At 48.1% G+C, this 19,173-nt stretch carries 13 protein-coding genes; 7 read left to right on the forward strand and 6 right to left on the reverse strand.

Annotation, left to right across the window (positions count from 1 at the left end):
- Position 1 precedes the first annotated feature (1 nt).
- From U2F10_RS30330 to U2F10_RS30350, 5 genes are all read left to right on the forward strand, one after another.
- The gene (locus U2F10_RS30330; protein ID WP_163663884.1) at positions 2-1,357 is read left to right on the forward strand and encodes an MFS transporter; all 1,356 of its coding nucleotides are present in this window, start codon (positions 2-4) and stop codon (positions 1,355-1,357) included.
- 79 nt (positions 1,358-1,436) lie between these two features.
- The gene (locus tag U2F10_RS30335) at positions 1,437-1,628 is read left to right on the forward strand and encodes a CPXCG motif-containing cysteine-rich protein (RefSeq protein ID WP_006517925.1); all 192 of its coding nucleotides are present in this window, start codon (positions 1,437-1,439) and stop codon (positions 1,626-1,628) included.
- 113 nt (positions 1,629-1,741) lie between these two features.
- On the forward strand, positions 1,742-3,457 hold the full coding sequence (locus U2F10_RS30340; protein ID WP_499874127.1) for an extracellular solute-binding protein: 1,716 nt from the start codon (positions 1,742-1,744) through the stop codon (positions 3,455-3,457).
- Between the two features lie 8 nt (positions 3,458-3,465).
- Complete coding sequence (locus U2F10_RS30345) at positions 3,466-4,185, forward strand: hypothetical protein (protein ID WP_163703068.1); 720 nt, start codon at positions 3,466-3,468, stop codon at positions 4,183-4,185.
- A gap of 81 nt (positions 4,186-4,266) precedes the next feature.
- The gene (locus U2F10_RS30350) at positions 4,267-5,364 is read left to right on the forward strand and encodes a substrate-binding domain-containing protein (RefSeq protein ID WP_163703069.1); all 1,098 of its coding nucleotides are present in this window, start codon (positions 4,267-4,269) and stop codon (positions 5,362-5,364) included.
- Here the strand turns inward: U2F10_RS30350 and U2F10_RS30355 are convergent.
- The 4 genes from U2F10_RS30355 to U2F10_RS30370 all read right to left on the reverse strand — a co-directional run bounded on the left by U2F10_RS30355 (position 5,357) and on the right by U2F10_RS30370 (position 14,891).
- Entirely contained in the window at positions 5,357-7,240 is a 1,884-nt protein-coding gene (locus tag U2F10_RS30355; RefSeq protein WP_163663893.1) for a hypothetical protein, read from the reverse strand. The genes U2F10_RS30350 and U2F10_RS30355 overlap by 8 nt on opposite strands.
- 336 nt (positions 7,241-7,576) lie before the next feature.
- On the reverse strand, positions 7,577-7,900 hold the full coding sequence (locus U2F10_RS30360; protein WP_163663895.1) for a hypothetical protein: 324 nt from the start codon (positions 7,898-7,900) through the stop codon (positions 7,577-7,579).
- Between the two features lie 187 nt (positions 7,901-8,087).
- The gene (locus tag U2F10_RS30365; RefSeq protein WP_499874128.1) at positions 8,088-12,815 is read right to left on the reverse strand and encodes a hypothetical protein; all 4,728 of its coding nucleotides are present in this window, start codon (positions 12,813-12,815) and stop codon (positions 8,088-8,090) included.
- A 486-nt stretch (positions 12,816-13,301) separates the two neighbouring features.
- Positions 13,302-14,891 carry a hypothetical protein gene (locus tag U2F10_RS30370; RefSeq protein ID WP_499874129.1) on the reverse strand — a complete coding sequence of 530 codons (1,590 nt, stop codon included), beginning with the start codon at positions 14,889-14,891 and terminating at the stop codon, positions 13,302-13,304.
- A gap of 150 nt (positions 14,892-15,041) precedes the next feature.
- Between U2F10_RS30370 and U2F10_RS30375 the strand changes: the two genes are divergently transcribed.
- Both U2F10_RS30375 and U2F10_RS30380 read left to right on the forward strand, forming a co-directional pair.
- Positions 15,042-15,323, forward strand: coding sequence for a PIN domain-containing protein (locus U2F10_RS30375; RefSeq protein ID WP_499874131.1), 282 nt, complete (start codon positions 15,042-15,044; stop codon positions 15,321-15,323).
- A gap of 30 nt (positions 15,324-15,353) precedes the next feature.
- Entirely contained in the window at positions 15,354-16,964 is a 1,611-nt protein-coding gene (locus tag U2F10_RS30380) for an AAA-like domain-containing protein (RefSeq protein WP_163663904.1), read from the forward strand.
- A gap of 22 nt (positions 16,965-16,986) precedes the next feature.
- Here the strand turns inward: U2F10_RS30380 and U2F10_RS30385 are convergent, their stop codons facing one another.
- Both U2F10_RS30385 and U2F10_RS30390 read right to left on the reverse strand, forming a co-directional pair.
- Positions 16,987-18,438 (reverse strand): hypothetical protein, encoded by a 1,452-nt coding sequence (locus U2F10_RS30385; protein ID WP_499874132.1) that lies wholly within the window; start codon positions 18,436-18,438, stop codon positions 16,987-16,989.
- Between the two features lie 123 nt (positions 18,439-18,561).
- Positions 18,562-19,167 (reverse strand): transposase, encoded by a 606-nt coding sequence (locus tag U2F10_RS30390; RefSeq protein WP_499874134.1) that lies wholly within the window; start codon positions 19,165-19,167, stop codon positions 18,562-18,564.
- Positions 19,168-19,173: the final 6 nt, after the last annotated feature.

Below are 19,173 nucleotides of genomic sequence, written 5' to 3' on the forward strand. Positions count from 1 at the left end.
TATGTCTACCCGCTTGTCTTTCCGTACAAAATTTGCCTACGGTGTTGGTGAATTAGGAACGGCTGTTCCCATTGGCCTGGCAATTTTTTATCTACTGTTTTTTCTCACAGAGGTGGTGGGTCTGTCTCCCACACTGGCTGGGACAGTGCTGCTCATTGGGCGGGTGTGGGATGCCGTTAATGATCCGGTTATTGGCTGGCTGAGCGATCGCACCCAGTCTCGTTGGGGACGTCGCTACCCCTGGCTGGTGCTGGGCGCTTTGCCCCTGGGCTTTTTCACCTTCATGCTCTGGTTGGTACCCCCCCTGGAGTCAGAGACCAGCCTATTTATTTACTATGTGCTGATGGCTGTGGGGGGCTATGCGGCGTTTTCGGTAATTATTTTGCCAATGGTGGCGATCGCAACCGAACTTACCCCCGACTATGACGAACGCACCAGCATTATGTCGGTGCGTTCAGCAGCCAATATTATCGGCTCGGTGGTGGGGCTAGTGCTGGCCCAGATTATCTTTGCCCTGGTGGAAAACACCCGACGCCAGTACATGATTCTGGGTGCGGCCAGCGGCATCTTTATTGTGATAGCCATTGCTGTGTGTGTCGTTGGCACCTACGGTCAATACCGTCCGGTGATGCGTAAACAGCCTGAATTATCGCCCCACCCCATGGGTCGTCAGCTGCGTCGGGTCTTTGCCAATCGGGCATTTCGCTGGGTGATGGGGCTATACCTGTGTTCTTGGGTCGGAGTGCAGGTAACAGCGGCGATGCTGCCTTTTTTCGTGACGGATTGGATGAACCTGGGAGAGCAGCATTTTACCCAGATGGCCATTGCGGTTCAGGGTAGTTCCGTGGTGCTAATGCCATTTTGGCTGTGGGTGACCAAGCGCACGAGCAAGCAGATGGTTTACTACGCTGGGGCACCTTTAGCGCTCATCGGCGTATGTATATTAGGTCTGGTGCAACCGGGGCAGATAGGTCTCATGTACGTCATCGGCGTGGTGATTGGGGCAGGGCTATCCACATTTTATCTAGTGCCTTTCGCCATGTTGCCCGATGTCATTGATGACGAAGAACTGCGTACCGGTGAACGTCAAGAAGGCATGTTTATTAGCCTGATGGTGTTTTTGCAGAAAGTGGGTGTGGCGATCGCCATCTTTCTCTCCGGCTGGATGCTGGATTGGGCCAGTCAAATTGGACCGAACGCTCATCTACTGATTATCCGATTATTAGCCAGCGCCTTACCGAGTCTTTTAATTTGCGGTGGTGTTTATTGTGTATATCGTTATCCCTTAACCCGCAAGGCCCATCATCGTATTCGTCTACAACTAGAACGGAGCCGCAAACAACCTCAACGTAATTAGGTTCGTTTTCATCCCAAAATTTTGTAGAGATGTTCCATGGAACATCTCTACAAAATTGGTCCCTATTCCCCTACGACATATGCAAACCACCGCCGAATACTATTGCGCCTACTGCGGCGAACCCAACACCACCTTTATCGATATCAGCAGCGGTCTCACCCAGCAATATGTTGAGGATTGTCAGGTATGTTGTCGACCCAATATTCTTTACATCACAATTGACGAAGAGACCTTAGACGTAGATATTCAAACTGATTGTGAAGATCGTTAAATACCTGTGAGCGCATTTTACGGTTCGGTTGTTCACACCTAGGGAATGGGCAGGATAAATCCGAATTTCATATCAATTGTTATGTAGCTATTGATAATGTCACATTGGCAGCTATGGAGAACCGATTGAAAACCTTTGTTCGCGTTATTTCTAATTCCTTAGTTAGTGCCTTGTTGTTGGCTAGTTGTAATAATAATGGCACGAGTTCCAGCGGTAGTCGTGGGTTTGAAGTAAAGCTACTGGTGGGTAGTGCACTACACCATTTTTGTGATGAAGCAGCGGTTCAGTTTAACCAAACAAAGCCGCAGCTGGAGAATGGTGACGCATTTCATATGACCTGTGAGGCAGCAGGTAGCGGCGATGTTGTAGAACGGACGGTCGACCTAGCACAGAAATTTCAGCAAGGTACTCTCACCGCTGAGGCTCCAGACTTCCCGACAATTTTGTCTGTAGATGGCGAAATTTATCAGAACCAGCTGATCTATCGTATGGATCAGCTTTATCCTGGCCAAAACTATATCCCAGCGATTACCGATGCACCACTGTTGGCCAATAGCCCCATGGTGTTCATGGTGCCATCGGACCTGGCCCCCGGTCTACGCAACGTTGATGATCTGTTTGCCCAGCTAGTAACTGCGAAAACCCACAAAGATTTAGATGCCAGCAGTCCCGAACAGCCTATCTACTATGTGCATACCGCACCTACCCGGTCTAATTCTGGATTACAAACCCTGGTGTCGCAGTTCTCTTCAGTCTCAGGCAAACGTCCTGAAGAACTAACGGTGGCAGACGTGCAGCAGCACCAAACAAAAGTCCAAGAAATTCAGAGCAAGATCACCCGCTATGGTAAGTCCACCTCTACACTGGCCCAGTCTATGGTGGAAAATGGCCCCTTCTGGGCCTCCATTGGCTCGGTATATGAGTCATCGGTGATTGCAGCTAATACTGATTTGCCCTCCGGGGGTACCCGCTATGAAGCGGTGTATCCCAAATCCACCTTCACCTCCAATATGCGGGGCATTGTGCCCAATGCGCCCTGGGTCAGTGACCAAGAAAAAGCAGCGGCTGACCAGATTTTGGAGTATTTGCAATCTCCGCCAGCGCAGCAAATTGCGACAAATTTAGGACTGCGCCCAGGTGCGCCTGGAGTTGCTCTAGGGACTAAGTTTAGCCCTAATTTTGGCGTCGACCCCCAGGCTAGCTACGATTCTTACCGCCCCCCTGCCCCCGAGGTAGCTGAGGCGATGTTGACCGCCTGGAGCCAGGTGGCTAAGAAATCTTCCCTGGTGGTGGTGGTGGTGGATACCTCTGGATCTATGGAAGGGAATAAACTACCTTCAGTGCAAAACACATTGAAGACCTATGTCGATGCCTTGGGTCCTAAAGACCAGGTGGCTTTGATTGACTTTGATAGTGATATTCGTCAGCCAGTGCTGGCGGATGGTACACCCGAGGGTAAATCGCGAGGACTACAATTTATTGCTGGGTTAAGGGCCGATGGCGGCACCCGACTTTACGATTCGGCATTGGCAGCGCGCAATTGGCTATCGGCTAACCTGAGGCAAAATGCCATCAATGCAGTACTGATTTTGACCGATGGTGAAGATTCAGAATCGGGCATTAGTCTGGACCAACTTGAACAAGAACTAGCGCGCAGTGGATTTTCATCGGACCAGCGCATTGCTTTCTTTACAGTGGGCTATGGCAAGGAAGGAGAGTTTAATCCCCAGGCTCTAGAGCAGATTGCTCAGTTGAATGGAGGTTACTATCGTAAGGGTGATCCGGCGACCATTGCCCAGTTGATGGCCGATCTGCAGGTAGAGTTTTAGGAGCGCTGATGAAGCTAGCCAATCCATTACAGTATCCGTTGGCGGTGCTGGCGGGAGGCATTTTTCTGATAGGTGGTGTGCGTTTGGGACGTTTGCCTGCCGTTGTGGCAATACCTGGTGCGGCCATTATTGCGACGGCTGGTGCAGCTGTTCTGCAGTCCCGCGAACCTGACAAGGTTGAGTTGGCCAACAAATCTATTAATCGGGAGTTTCAACAGGTGCGGCAGCAGGCTCTTGCTCTGGGGGCTCGGGCCGATGAGTTAAATGAGGAGGCGACTCGGTTACTGACTGATAGCGACCAGATTGAGTTGTTAGGTGTGGTGCAATATGCGTGCGATCGCACCCAAGAGCTTCCTAACAAGATCGCTCAGCTGGCCCTGCGTCTGGAAGGTAACGATGCCCTTCTCTCAGTAGATGAACTCCAACGTCAGTTAAAGCAAGCCGAAGCTAAAGTTCGCAACAGCAAAGGTATTGCCCAAGAACAATGGGGCAAACTTGCCAACAGCCTTAAGCGCAATATTTCCCTTGCCCAGCATGGTGAAGACGCTCGCCAGGCCCAGCTAGCCAACCTGTCTACCCTAATTGCCGAATCAGGGGGTGTGTTGCAACAACTTCAGAACAAACTCCGCACCGCTGATCTCACCAGTTCGGTAGCCGCCGATGAACTGCGAGAGCTTAGCGATGAATTCAAGGGCTTCCAAGAAAATGTCGATGTCTTAATTGCCTAATTTGTCATCCATTCCAATTGTGTAGGGTCGTTCCATGGAACGACCCTACACAATTGGCCCCATTCCCCATTTTTCTCCACCATGGTTACCAAACCCGTTACCTCCCTTGCCATCATCGTCGCCTCTGCCGGTCTCGCCTACGCCCCTCTCCCCGGTGTTAACCAATCCATTACCATTGTTAGCGGCAGCGAACTTCAGGAACCTCTTAAACTTCTCGAAACTCGTTTCGAACAACAGAATCCTTCGATTCAAATCAATCTTGAATTCCAAGGTTCCCAAGATATTGTCAACAAATATATTGATGATAACAATGACTTTGAACCCACAGTGCTAATTCCGGCCAATGGTCAACTATTGGACGAACTAAGCCAACGTTGGAAGGCACAGTACGGTGATGAGCCCTTTTATGAAACGCCCCAACCCATTGCAAAAACCATGCTTGTAGCAGTCTCCTGGCCAGAACGAGCCCAGGCACTATTCCCTGGCGGTGAGTTTCAGTGGCAGCGTGTGGAAGACGCCATGACGGGTGGTAATTGGGACAAAATTGGTGGCAATGCCGCTTGGGGCAGTTTTGACTTTGTAACGACTGATCCTACCCGCTCTAACAGTGGTCAGCTGACGATGAGTTTATGGTCACAATCTGAGGCTAATAGCAACAGCCTCAATACGGGTGACTTTAGCAAAGACAATGTACAAACTTTGTTTGGGTTGGTAAAACGCTCTGTTTATCAGCCGCCTAGATCTACGGACATTTTATTGCAAGAGTTTATTACTCGCGGTCCCAACGATGCCGACATTGCCACCGTATATGAGAGTATTGCCCTCCACCGTTGGGAACAATCCAGCGCAACCCAAGGCCAGCCCTATCAAATCCTTTACCTAGATCCGACCATCGAGACTATTTCCACCGCTGTCATTGTGCGACGTGATGTAAACGGTGGTGAAGCTAACGCTGCTCGCGCATTTATTGACTTTTTGATGGAGCCCGGGCAGCAGGCCGTATTTGTGCAGCATGGCTTTCGTCCAATGAATGCCAAAGTTGATATTAATTCCGTTCCCAACAGTCCTTGGAGTAAAAATATTCCTGGAGCAACAACAGATCCAACTGGACGGGTGAGTACTCCCCCAGATCGTTCTGTGGTTGAAGAGGTGATTCGCCAGTGGCAGCGCGCTAATTAACCGTAGCTCTAAATCGGACAAATCCATAAGCACCGGTTGGATCACTCGATGCAGGCGGTACATCTCCCACATTGACAATAATGAAGCCATTGTCCTGGGTCTGACTGCCCAGGGTCAAATCGTAACGACAATAGTTTAAAGAAGCGCTATTGCTGGCAATATAGGCCCCTATATCCAGATCTTCAGTGTTAGTGAAAACCTGATTCCCATTAGCCAGCCCTAACATGATGCCAGTGTCAGGATTAAATGCATCGTCGGCAAAGGTGAGATAGTCGGGGATGCGATCGCACAGTCGAAAATCCTGCGCTACAGTACTACCGTTAGAGAGAAAATAGATCGTGTACTCAATCTCATCCCCTGGCTGCACGCTGATACCACCTACAACTCCACTCAGATAGTTAGCTGGCCACTCGGCTGCATTATCGTCATCATCGGAGCTACCCACATCTACATAGGTGTCATCAAATACCTGTTCATCAGCCTGTCCTCGGTTGATAGCCGTAATTCTTTTAACTAAAGCCATTTGAGCATTGCCCGCCGGGTCAAATGGAAAATTAATATTCAAAATATCTGTTGTCAAAAGGGTTACTTGGCGCGGATTTATTTGAGACGCCTCCGCATCACCCCCACCATAGAGCAATCCTTTCAGATCTCCATCGGTTTCATCAATATCTACCCAGTAGTTTGTATTCTCCGCCAGGTTAGTAAATGAATACTCTCCGCCATTTTGCGTCTCCTTAACCTCAATCAGTAAGTCGTCACCATTGGTTTCTAGAATATTATCGCCGTCATCCTTATAGAGTGTGACAGTTACCTCATCTAGTCCGCGCTCACCACTGCTCAGCAAATCATCTTGACTCGTGTCCTCAAAGGCATTACCACTAATGTGGCAGCCCGCTGCCATACCAGAAGTCATAAAAATAGATTGAGTAGCTCCCCCATCTAAGGATGCACCCACTGCATAGGTAATTTGGGTAGTATCAATAAACGTATTTTGATAATCAACGACAATTCGATTACTAGGGTCATTTTCTGAGGGGTTGGGACCTAATCCCTCGGTATTAGAGGCATTCGGATTATCCGTTGATGATGAATCATCTGTGAATGTGTGTTTATTACCTGAGAGACTCTCCACCAGGATAGACCCAACATAGGTATTGGTAGAGCTAATGGATGTCCCACCCAAAAAACTTTCAACCTCAAGGATGTCTCGAAACCGGACATTACTGTTAACGTACTGACTGTCAACATCCCCCGCCAGGACACGAGCATTACCAATGGGACGATTGTATTCAACTTCCAGAACCCAGCTATCACCAGGGTCGCCTTCACGCTCCGTCAGCCTGGGAGTGCTAATCCCTGTTCTTGGATCGGTAAACTCAATAAAAAATACATCTGGATCATTGCCAGTGGCTATAAACTTACCACTGTTGTTGTTAATGGCAACAGTACGCATCGTGGCCGTAGTTCCATTAGGGGCCGTTGCTGTCCATACCGTATCTACAGAATACTTAGGCCTGGCATTACTTCCTCCAGTCATGCCAAATGGCTCACGGTCAGGCACAAAGTCGCCAAATGCCATATCGTGACAGCTCAAAGAGAGAGGAGCCTGAGGTGAACTATCCGGCCATGCCTCTACAGGCAGATTATTTGCTTGAGCAGGTAAGGCTGTCATTAACGTGGTCGCAATACTCGTTGCCAGTGCCAAAGAATGGGCCGCGACCATTTTCCCATTGTGTATTTTTTTCGAGGGTGCACCCAACAACCGCTGCTGAATCAAACTAACCAGCGGCAAAGACTTTTCTGCCAGCTGTTTTCGAACTCTGACCCTGTGAGGATTTAGAGCGACGAGACGCTCAAGTAATGATGAAAACACTGTATAAAAAAATACTTGCCTTGGTTTTCTTAGCTTGCCTTAAAGATCAGCGATAATCTCTCGGGAATTTTACTAAAATACTTGACATAAAATACTGAAAAAGACAGAAGAGATTTAATCAAAATGCTTTGATATTTAAGCATTTTGGGGCTCAAAGTCCTTCATATGAATCTAATCAGCCTATTCTTTATTTTTGTCTATAAACTTGAATTTAAGATAGTACTAAATACGTGATTTTACTAGTATGACCCATCAAGCTCCAAAGCCATGATCTTATACTTGTCAGTACTTACTTACATCACAAAATGTATTCATCTCAACTGGAAACCGCTATATCTATTGAACAGTTTCTCTTGATGTATCTCTTGTCTGATTATGGTTTAAGTTAGTACGCTCTGAAGACGTTGAGTTGTTTGTTGCAACATCTTCTAACTCCACACCATCAACTATATTAGATTCAATCTGCTGCACATCATTATCAACGTTTTCTATGAAACTTCCCACTGCCTGACTCTCAATCAGAATCATTGGCTTGTCGTTGCTGTTGGCTAACACAGGTGCCCCACAGACCAAAATGCCGCTGTATATAATCAAAGAGGGAACTGCCTGCTTTGCAGGTGTCTGGCTAAGGTTTGCTAGATATGGTGGCAACAAAGACATAGATAGCTATTCTTCCTTTCAGACCCTATGATGCCTGTATAGTTGCTAGTTTGACTTCGGTGAAACTCCTTGAGAATATGGCTTGTTATTGTAGCAACTCTGCAATGTCAGGACAATACTGATTTGTGTTGTAGGGGCACTCCACGGAATGTCCCTACAACGATGTCATTGGTAAAAATCGGATTGCTTATTCATCCACCTTGGTGGTAAACCGAAAATAGCCATAGGCATTGGTGGGTGTCCCTTGCCCGGTGGTGTTAGGTAATGTGGCCAATCCGGTTGGATTACCGGTTGTGCCAGTGATATCGACCACCACCACTTCATCGGTGGCGGATGTGCTAAACCCAGAGAGATTACATGTCGGTACCGCAGGTAGATTGCCCACTGTGGTCACCTCGCCTCGATCAACAGTTGTGGCATCGCTATCATCAGTGAGATTGTAGGTGGTGCTGCCGATAACTAGCTCAATGTCGTTGCCACCATAAAGTCCAGTAACAAAACTCTGATTCGGCTGAATCCAGTCACAGATTCTCACGGTTTCGGCTGTAGTGCCACCTGCGTTGAGGAAATACACTGTGTATTCAATCTCGTCACCAGGGTTGACCAATCCTGCATCAAGTTCACCTAGCAGATAACCATTTGGCCAGTTACTCATGTCATCAGCCGAATTTGTAACATTATCGTTGACTATCCCATTGAGGGTGGTATTGTCGTTAGGATTTTTGGTGCGATCGCCATTGATGGCCGTAATCCGTTTCACCAATACTACATCAGCGTTACTCGACACGACCGTAAACGTGGTCGGATCATCAATGGGGGGTGAGTCCGGGTCGTCGCTAGGGAAGGTTTGTGCACCGAAGGAGAGGGATGCCTGGTTATCAATGTTGCCCACTGGAGCATTGTTATCAACAACAGCATTTACTGTGAAAGTGACACTGTTGGTAATGTTATCCACACCGTTAGGGATGTTAATGCTGCTGATGCTCAGTGCAGTGTCATTAAATGTGGTGACGGTGCCACCACCAGGGGATGCAACACTCAGACTGTTGGTATCAAAGGTAATGTTGGGGTCCGTGAGGACATCCTCAAAATCAATAAAAATGTCGCTACCATACCCGTTGTATAACACGTAGGTATAGGTGACCGTATCACCGGGAAATGCAATTTCAGGTTCAACATTTTTGGTGAGGGCGGGTGGAGTACAGGAAGTGGCATCAAATTTATCATTGGTAAACACTGGTCCCACCCGGTGGACAACAGCGGGCGACCGGGCCAGATCAATGGCAAAGAGGGCATTATCACCACCAGCCACATTGCGATAAAAGTAGCTGATGCCGCTGCTGGTGGCCCAAGACCCTCCTGAATTAAAGGGTACGGGGTCACCTGTCGTTGTAACAACGGTTGCAGCTCCTCCTGTTGGTGGAATACGATAGAGATTTCCCTGGGTGATGCCGTATAACTGACCATCAACAGGATTGAAATTAAGGTCATCGGGATCATTGGGTAGCCCTGTAATAGCAAAAGTTTGGTAGGTGAGGCTACCATCGGTAGGAGTGTCACCAATCGCAACAACTCGCAGTGTGTTGCCATCTACCATGTTGTAGTAATTACCACGGCCATCCATGGTGCCACTAAACCAGGCGGGGGTATTCAGTTCGGTAGACGGATCGCTCACTAAGGTGGCTCGACCTAACCCTTCAAGGGTGCCATCGGCGCTGATGCGCACAATCTCGCGCGGTTGGAAACTGGACTCACCTAGAGTATTGATGACAACACCATAGAGGTAGTTATCCAAAATGTTATAGGCTAAACCATTGACTTCGATGGGAGGATCAAAGTTTGGGGACGTAGCGGTATTAATTGAGTTAAAGCTCAGGGTGGTTGGGTCAAAGATACCGAATTCGGATGGACTGTTGATGATGGAATAGGCGGAGGTGTCGCAGGCAAAGGTGGGACCAGAAAATGTGCTAGCACGAGCTCTCACCGTAGCATCGACAGATGGAATAAAGCCTAAACTAGGATGGTCAGGAGTTCCCTTGAAATTATTGGTATAAATGTCACCGCCGAGACTACCCGTAGATGACATCGTTAGTCGCAGCCGCCGCGTCGGATCCCCGGCATTCATAGCGGGTGCTGTGATCAAAACTGCCGTGACATCAGAATAATCGGCCGCAGGACAACCTCCTGCTCCACTAGTAATATCAGCAGGAGTACACCAGACTGTACTGCCATTTTGAGTCGCTGGGTTATCACTGATATTGTTGGGACTATCGTTGGTGAATTGGAAGGTAAAACCCGCATTATCTACATCCTGAATAGTTTTAAAGATAGGCGTGGCTGTATAATCTGTGGGCGGGGTACCCACACCATCAAACGCATCTCGAATAGAGCCATCGCCCTCATAGGGAAGGATATCGATGAATTCAGAGCCTGCTGTTACATCAATATCTTCACTGAGATTGGCCAGATACAGATCATAAACAATATCTTCTCCTGGCTCTATTTCTGGTGTGACCGCCTCTTTGAAAATGGTAAATGCTGCATTGTTGACGATAGTAACCGAACGGATATCGGTACGCGATTCTAAAGGAGAGGAGTCAAGGTCCGAACCAGTATCATCTAGAGCAGCAACAGATGCTTGGTTGGCAATACTGGTGCCACCGACAATATCAAACCCCGCCTTAGCTTCGAAGGTGATCGTCGGAATCGGCACATTGGGAGAGTAATCGCCTAAGCTCCAGCTCAGAGTCGTAGTTCCATCTCCATTCGCGATCACGCTGTCAGGGGTAATATTGGCAGATCCGGTAACGTAGCTGAGTTCTGTGGGCAAGGTATCGGTCACCACAATCTCAGCCTCAGAGACATCGCTGGTTAATGCTGTGAGGGTGGTCTCTAGGGCAAAGGTAATATTCTCAGTTGCCTTAACGGTATTAACGGAGTCATCTGCTTCCGTTCCATTAGTTGGATCATCGGTGCTTTTATCAATTCGGACGATCGCACGGGTGAGCTGCAGGCGATCACCGTCATCATTACCGCTATGGTCAACGGGGTTATAAGACCCGACATCCCAATTGCCACTCTTGAGTTCATCTACCCGAGAGGTAACAAAATTAGCAAGAATTGTCGGATCGGGGATTTGTATCCCCGTCACTGGATCAATATTAAGAACCTGCAGGTGAAGCACAGCGTCTATACGGAAGCCTTCTGGCAGAACACCATCCACTCCGCTAGGCCGAATCCGTACTCGGGTGACTTGAGGAATCAAACCAGGATTGCTGGCCAGGTTAGCTTCGCTATACCAGGTGGCATCACCATCATTGCAGGTGGCGTTGCGCTGAGCCTCAAACCGAGTCACGTCTCCAATCGCCGCTGTTTCACCCCCATAATAGCTATCTGTTGCAGTGTCGCCTCCTACACCATACTCAATAATCACATCTGACTCTGTCAGCCGTTGACCTCCCGTGCGGAATTCCACATATTGACCACTGGTGGGATTAGGGGCCAAAATTTGGGTACGGTTATCAAACTTGTCGCACAGCATAACATTGGTTAAATCGCCAACACCCGTGTTCCTAATAGTGAAATAACTACCAACGCTCTCACCTGGGAGCACGACACCATCGCCGGATTCAATGTCTGTCATAGGATACAACACGCTGTTGTTATTGAAATTACCACCGCTGTAGGGAGTACGATAATATTTGTCCTGGCTACGCCCTGACTGGGGCTGCTGCAACGCAAATGTTCGATCATTGTTTACATCATCACTGTTACTGATGGGAACGGTGACATTCCCTCCTTGGTCCGGTTCTATATTGGACTGATTGGTAACACTTGGGGTATCGAGAAAGTCATAATAGTTTGTAACTGTGAGCTGATTTCCCCCGGCTGGAAAATCACTCGTAGGTATCCAAATCTCTACAACTCCGGCGACTAGATGAGTGTCATGAACATTGAGGGTACCTCCATTGGCATTTAGGGTAGGACGATGTTGACCAGACAAGTCGGCATCGGTAATGGTGATAGTAATGTCGTTGCCTGCACCGCTTTGACTACAGCTCCAGGTACCAGAATCTGTGACAGCATTTGTCTCTTGTCCTGCCCCGGCAATACTTAGGGAGCCCAATGGGAGTTCTCTGATCCAAGATCCGGCAATACTGTTGTCTTTGGTATTGGGGGCACAGCCCGATCGTCCACCCCAAGTATATAAACGGGCATTGGGGGAAATGCCACTCACCACATCAGTGATAATCATTTGATTGCCTGGGGTACTCGGATCGTCATCACCCAAGACCTCGCTCCCTTTTGGAGCAATAATTGACAGGGGCCAGACATAAAGCACCCCTTCTTCGCCTCCAGGCCCCTCGGTTAATGTACCGACTCGACGAGGAGCGCCGGAGTCATCCTTCGCCAGGTCCATTTGTGGTGTGGCTGAAACTTTCACCTGGGTAGGGCCTGCTGAGAGATTACCGGCACTAGAGGTGAGATTAGCGTTTACTTCCAGATCTGCACCATGGGGGGCTGTGCCTAAAACAGCGGCTGTAAAGTCAAAGAAGCCGGTGGTTGAGGTGGGTAGGGGTTCAGTACATGTGAGGGTTTTGCGATCGCTACTAACCGACACACTCCCAAGACATGAACTTTGGTTCTCTTCCCACAAATGATAATCATCGCCAATGGTGACTGTGATCGTCGTACTGCCATTGGGCTGAGTATCGGTGGCATAGTTAACCCGATAGGTGACAGTATCATAGGTCCGCACAATCCCATTCTCATCATTAGCATCATTCCCCGCATTACTAAAGCCAGGGTAGGTTGGATCAGGTCCCGAGAAGTTTGCAGTACCATCACTTCTAACACTTACTCCAAATGTTGTCACCTCTGCTGTTGCTGTCGTTGCAAATATTCCACCCATCATACTTGCAAGCCCCAATGTGGCTAACAAGTAATTACGAGAAGACAAAAAATAGTGGCTTTTTCTAGAGTTAGGACAACTGTTTTCTTTCTTTGCGAAATGATGATGAATCCCCAAGGAATTTAGAGATAGGAATGGAATTTGCATGGTAGATGACTGACCTGATCAGGAACGGCATATGCAGTAAGCTAACTCTTCTCCTATGGAGAATAATCAAAGTCCATCTGCTAATGGAATAACTTCACACGAATTGAGATGTTTTACCCAGAAAAGTTGTTGTAACTATTCCAATTCGTGTGGCTTTAAAGTGATCTCATCTAATAACGCTAGGGTACACAAAAAAACTTTGATTCTCTCAGTAACTATGCGTATTTTTTGTCAAGGTTACGAACTTGTATTATGCCGGAACTTTGTATTAAGAGCTTTTGCTGTTGACAAATAATGTGCAATCAAGCGTTAGATAAAAAAACGTTAATTCTACTGGCTCGGCTATTCAACTACTTGGGTCGTAAATCGAAAGAAACCAAAAGCGTTGCTAGGCAAATCTTGTCCAGATATACCAGGCAATGTAGTTAACCCAGTGGGTTCACCGATTGTTCCAGTAACATCCAACACCAATACATTATCGTTGAGAGCAGTGTCGTCAGATAGATTACAAGTAGGATTTGTAGACAATCTACCTACAGTTGTTAATTCTGCCCTATCAGTTACATCGTTCGTAGCGGTTAACTGGTAGGTGCTACCACCAATATCAAGCGCAATGTCTTTTCCATCATATAGGTTGGGCGCAGAAGCTCCATACAGACCAGTAACAAAATTCTGGTTAGGCTGTATCCAGTCGCAGAGCCTTACATCCATAGCCTCCCTGCCCCCAGTATTGATAAAATATATTGTATATTCAATCTCATCGCCGGGCTTTACTAAGCCTGCATTAATCTCACCAATCAGATAATCTGTAGGCCAGTTCCTGTTATCATCAGCGGAATTAGCGATATTGTCATTGACTTCAGTGTTGAGAGGCGTGTTGTCGTTTAAGTTAACCGTGCGGTTGCCATTGATAGCCGTAATCCGTTTGACGACGAGTACTTCAGGCGGTCTGACAACATTAGCACCGATAAAACTAAGGTGTTCGCTATCGGCATTGTTGTTGCCTGCTGTACTGTCATCATCGCCGACAATGAGCATGACTTTTTGTATACGTTCGATCTCACCATTATCAACAAAGCCAATCCAGCGAGTTGATTGGTTGCCACAGCCTGGTTCGTTATTGGCTGTGCCGCCACACAGGCTTTGAACAACCAGTTCTGGGTCGGGTTCGTTACTGTCATAGAGAGAATTTGGCGCAATTTCAATATCATTGCCAATGCGGTTATTCGAGGCATCCAGAAGCCTTAAAATTGCTGGTGTTCCGTTGCCATCAGTGCGAGTTTCTAAGTCTCCTACCCAGAAGCCAAACGAGCTAACTGGTTGGTCAAATGATAGGAGAACGGTATTGCGTTTGAGATCACTCAAAGCGCCGGCGTGAGTCTCATTCCAAAATCGAGGTTGGTCATTACTTTCATAAAGGCTGGTCGGACGGGGTGCTGAACCTTGCAAAGAACTACTACTGCTGAGGGTAGGACTTGAGCCTGCAATCGTAGGCTCTCCAGCACATGCAGTCTCCCCTATGGGAATCTGTACCAACTCAACAGAGACATTGACTATATTGTCGATGACAGGATCGTGATAGCTAAAATTGTTAACGCTACCCTGAGGAACACTAGCGGTTCCAAACCAGTTTTCTAACGCAGGATCGGTTGGTTGACCAACCGCAGTTCGCCAATCATCGTCCAAGATGTCTACTAAATCGCGGGTGGCAATGACATTGCGTCTGACCTCACCGCTGATATAAGGGATAATGCTAGGGTCAGATGTACCGCTACCGATGGTGCAGCCGTCTGAGTCGGTGGTCACCATGACAGATGAACTTGTCCGTGTCTCTTGTGAGTTGTTAACTGGGTTAATAAAGCTCCCTGTGGCTTGGTTTTTAAGCGCAGTGCCAGGTGCTGGAGCATCTGCCCGAGCTGAACGATCAATCAATGCTCCATGAGATAACAATATTATGACAATTAGGGCATGTTTGAGGCCCCAACTGAGTAACTGACATTTCATTTGTGCGCAACCCTGACAAAATGTGCCTGGTTATCCCAGTGCTCTCATTAAGGTGCCCACCCATAGTTTTCTCATGTGATGAGAAAGTTGATATCCCTGTCTTTAGGAATTGATGATGCCTGGGCTCAGGTGGAAGAAGGGTTGGCTCTACCTAATATCTGGATTCCGTTATCCACCGATCAATATTCCACTGTTTTAAGGGGCTTGCTGCAAGATGCCCATATAAATGCCAACCTGTTTCCAGATGCCCATTTAGCGGCTTTAGCGATAGGGCATTGTCTGGAAGGTTGTACAATAGATGCTGATTTTGCGAGATCCTCTGGCTGTCGATGGCGTAATCCGCTTCAAGTTGCTTCATGATAGAGGAGCGGACGTTTCCTTTGGCAGGTTATGGCACCGGTATTCACAGATCGATTCTTTAATACGGCGGGTCCGGTGCGGGCTGATTGGCACTATCTGATCGATCCGTTGACCCGTTGGGCTATGGATGACATTCTCCAGCTGATTGCCCAGGGAAAATATTTTGTGCTGCATGCACCCCGGCAGACAGGGAAAACCTCCTGTTTGCTGGCCCTGATGGAGTATCTCAATGCTGAGGGGCGCTACCAGGCGGTTTATGCCAATATTGAGACGGCCCAAACCGCTAGAAATGATGTTTTTCGTGGCATTGACACCGTTGTCTATACCCTGGCATCAATGGCTCAGCTTTATCAGCAAGATGCTCGATTGCATGACTGGCGACAGGCAATGCTCAAGCAATCGGCACCAGCCGATGATATGCTGCGTAGCCTATTATCCCAATGGGCTACTCAAACGGACCAACCCATTGTTCTATTTTTGGATGAAGTGGATGCACTGGTGGGGGATACGCTGGTTGCCCTGTTGCGTCAGTTGCGAGCAGGCTATACCCAACGACCTCAGAATTTTCCTCTATCAATTATTCTCTGTGGGGTACGGGATGTGCGGGACTATCGCATTCAAACCACAGGACAGGACATTATTACCGGGGGCAGTGCATTTAATATTAAGGCAGAATCCCTGCGATTAGGTCATTTTATTGAGTCTGAGGTGCAGGCATTGCTCCAGCAGCACACGGATCTGACGAAGCAGGTGTTTACGCCAGAAGCACTAACTTACATATGGCAGCAGACCCAGGGGCAACCCTGGTTGGTAAATGCCCTGGCTTATCAGGTTTGCTTTAAAGGGGACGGTAAAAAGCGCACCCAACCCATCACCCTGGAACTTATGAAAACTGCCCGAGAAAGTCTGATTCAACGGCGTGACACCCACCTGGACCAGCTCACTGATAAACTCAAAGAGCCCCGAGTCCATCGGGTAATTGCCCAGATACTGGCTGGAGAAGTGCAGGTGGATGAGTTTCCTACGGATGATACCCAATATATTGAAGATTTAGGATTGATTCATCGTCGACCTACCTGGCAGATTGCTAACCCTATCTATCAGGAGATTATCCCTAGGGAATTAATTTGGACTAGTCAATATACGATTCAACAGGAACCCAATTGGTATATCCAGAGTGATAAACGACTGGATATGCCTAAGCTACTGAGAGCATTCCAACAGTTTTTTCGGGAGAATAGTGAAGTCTGGATCGAACGATTTGATTATAAAGAGGCCGGTCCTCAACTCCTGTTGCAAGCGTTTTTACAACGTATTCTTAATGGGGGTGGCAGACTGACAAGAGAATATGGTCTGGGACGTAAACGTACCGATTTGTTAATTGAATGGCCCTTGGCTCAGGAGCAGGGGTTTCTCGGGCCAGTGCAGCGAGTGGTGTTGGAGCTTAAGATTTTATACCGGTCTTTGGAGGCCACTGTGGCTAATGGTTTAGCGCAAACGGCTGACTATGCGGATAAATCTGGAGCAGCAGAAGCCCATTTGATTTGTTTTAATCGCGATTCTCAGGTGAGCTGGGACGATAAGATTTTTGAACGGGTTGAATTGTACCAGGAAAGAACAATTTACCTATGGGGCATGTAAGAAAATATTCATCATGGTGGGGTTACTTCACTCGGGCTCTAAATTTCACATGGCCGTAGGCTCCGGTGGCGTTGGTGGTAGCGTCAGGTAAATCACCCAGGTTAACAACAACGGCACCGTTGGGGTTGGCATTGCTACCATTGCCGTCGCCGTCGCAGTCGATGTCGGGAAAGCTGTTGGCGGGGTCAACGCCGGGGGCAAAGTAAGTAGCACTATCGCCGTCGTTGGCTCCGGTGTGGTAGTCGGTGGTGCCATTGCGGAAGAGTTCGATGCTGAGGTCGGCTCCGCCGATGCCGCCGGTGGCTTGGGGGTTGTTGCCAGTGTAGGCGTTGGGGATAAAGGTGGTAAATGTGGGAATATAGTCGCAGAAGAGAACGTTTTCTGCGGTGGTGTCTCCGGAAGAGAGGAAGTAGATGGTGTATTCGATTTCGTCGTTGGGCATGACGTTACCGCCATTGATACCGCCTAGTAGATTGTTTGTGATATCCGGCCACTGATCTGTATCTTTTGGTGGATCTCCAGGATTGACCGGATCTGCAACCGTAATGTCGTTGTCATCATAGGGGTTACTGGCTTCATCCAGGTATTGAGCTATGTCATCACCTTCGGTGGTAGTGGTTCCCCCATTAAGGGCGGTAATCCTTTTCACCAAAAGCACATTGGGATCAAGTGCGGCTGTGATCTCGACCGTTAAACTATCCTCAGCTTCTCTTTCTCCATTAATCGGTGCACCTGTTGTGTCCCCATTATCCGTGCCCGAATTATCCTGGGTGTAGACATCATTTGACCCTGCCACATAGGCCTCATTCTGACCATCTGTCGCCGCTGTATCCCCCAGGGTGACCGTTAAATCATTGCCTGCAGTCCCTGCCGTTACCGGTACCCGTACTGTAATGCTGGCCCCTGCTGGAATAGAGCCATTGTTGGCACTGACCACACCACTTAACAAATTACCAGTGGTCTCACCCCCACCGGGCACCGTAATATTGTTGCCCGTCAGATCAACCGCAGCCCCTGCCCCTATCCCATCGGCATCGTACTCAATAATTTGAATATCTCCTGCTTGGGTGCCATTGGTCACTGAAGCAGAGCCCGGAAGTACAAACTGGGTAGGATCGTTACCCACATTGGTGATTACAAAGTCTACATATACCGTATCGCCTTCATTGACGGTGCCGTCAGTGGGTTCGTTATAACCATGGCTGACCACAGTGATACCTGCTACCTCAGCCACTTCCACCTGTACTTCATTGGAGATAATGGTCTGGGTGCTACTATCACTCGGATCAACAAAACTACCTGTCGCCTGGTTCCGAATAATGGTCCCTGGGGCAGGACTATTGGCCCAGGCCATCATCCCCGGTGACAATACGCCTCCCGACAACAATATGGCGGCGATAATAGTCCGTGCCCGATTGGTTAACTGACGGCGGTTTGGTTTTGATTGATTGGGTGAAAGGCGACGGTTAGACATTTTCAATAACCAAATTTTGTGTAATACTGAAAATTGGAATTTTTTGTAATACGGATAATCGTCCTCGATCCCTTTGTAGAGACCTTCCATGGAAGGTCTCTACAAAGGGATCGTTGGGGCGGATTACGTTATTGGGGGAGATTTTATTGGGGGCAATAATTTGCGGGGATGATTGCGATCGCGTCCCCAATTGCTCGGATTTTTGACGATATATCGCCGAATATAATCAATTGATCCATCGGCACGAATGATGTGTTCGTAGAACCGAGATTGCCATGCAAACCGAGAATACCCATTTTGGCGACACCATCGCGTTACCGAAGATTTATAGGACCGTACGATGGCACCTAAGGAACCTCGTTTTGGGGAAATCGCGGACATCTTCTGGGACAACGACGACCCCTCTTGTAGAGACCTTCCATGGAAGGTCTCTACAAGAGGATTATCCAAACGACGTTCAATTATCAAAATTCCGTGGAGGTGATTGGGCATCACTACGTATTCATCAATTCGCACATTCTCACAATGGTCAGGAATCTCTTGCCAACACCGTTTTGCCATATGACCAATAGCTGAAAATTCCATAACACCATCCACTACATCACCGAAAAAACACTCCCGTTTTTTGGTGCATAGGGTCAAAAAATAACCACCTGCTCGTCTATAGTCCCTCTGCGGTAAACGCATGGAGGTACCCTTAAATCTGTTGCGATAAGCCATCGTTAACATCACCAG

Origin of the sequence: Leptothoe sp. EHU-05/26/07-4 (genome assembly GCF_043421015.1) — a bacterium.
Lineage (GTDB): Bacteria > Cyanobacteriota > Cyanobacteriia > Phormidesmidales > Phormidesmidaceae > Leptothoe > Leptothoe turfae.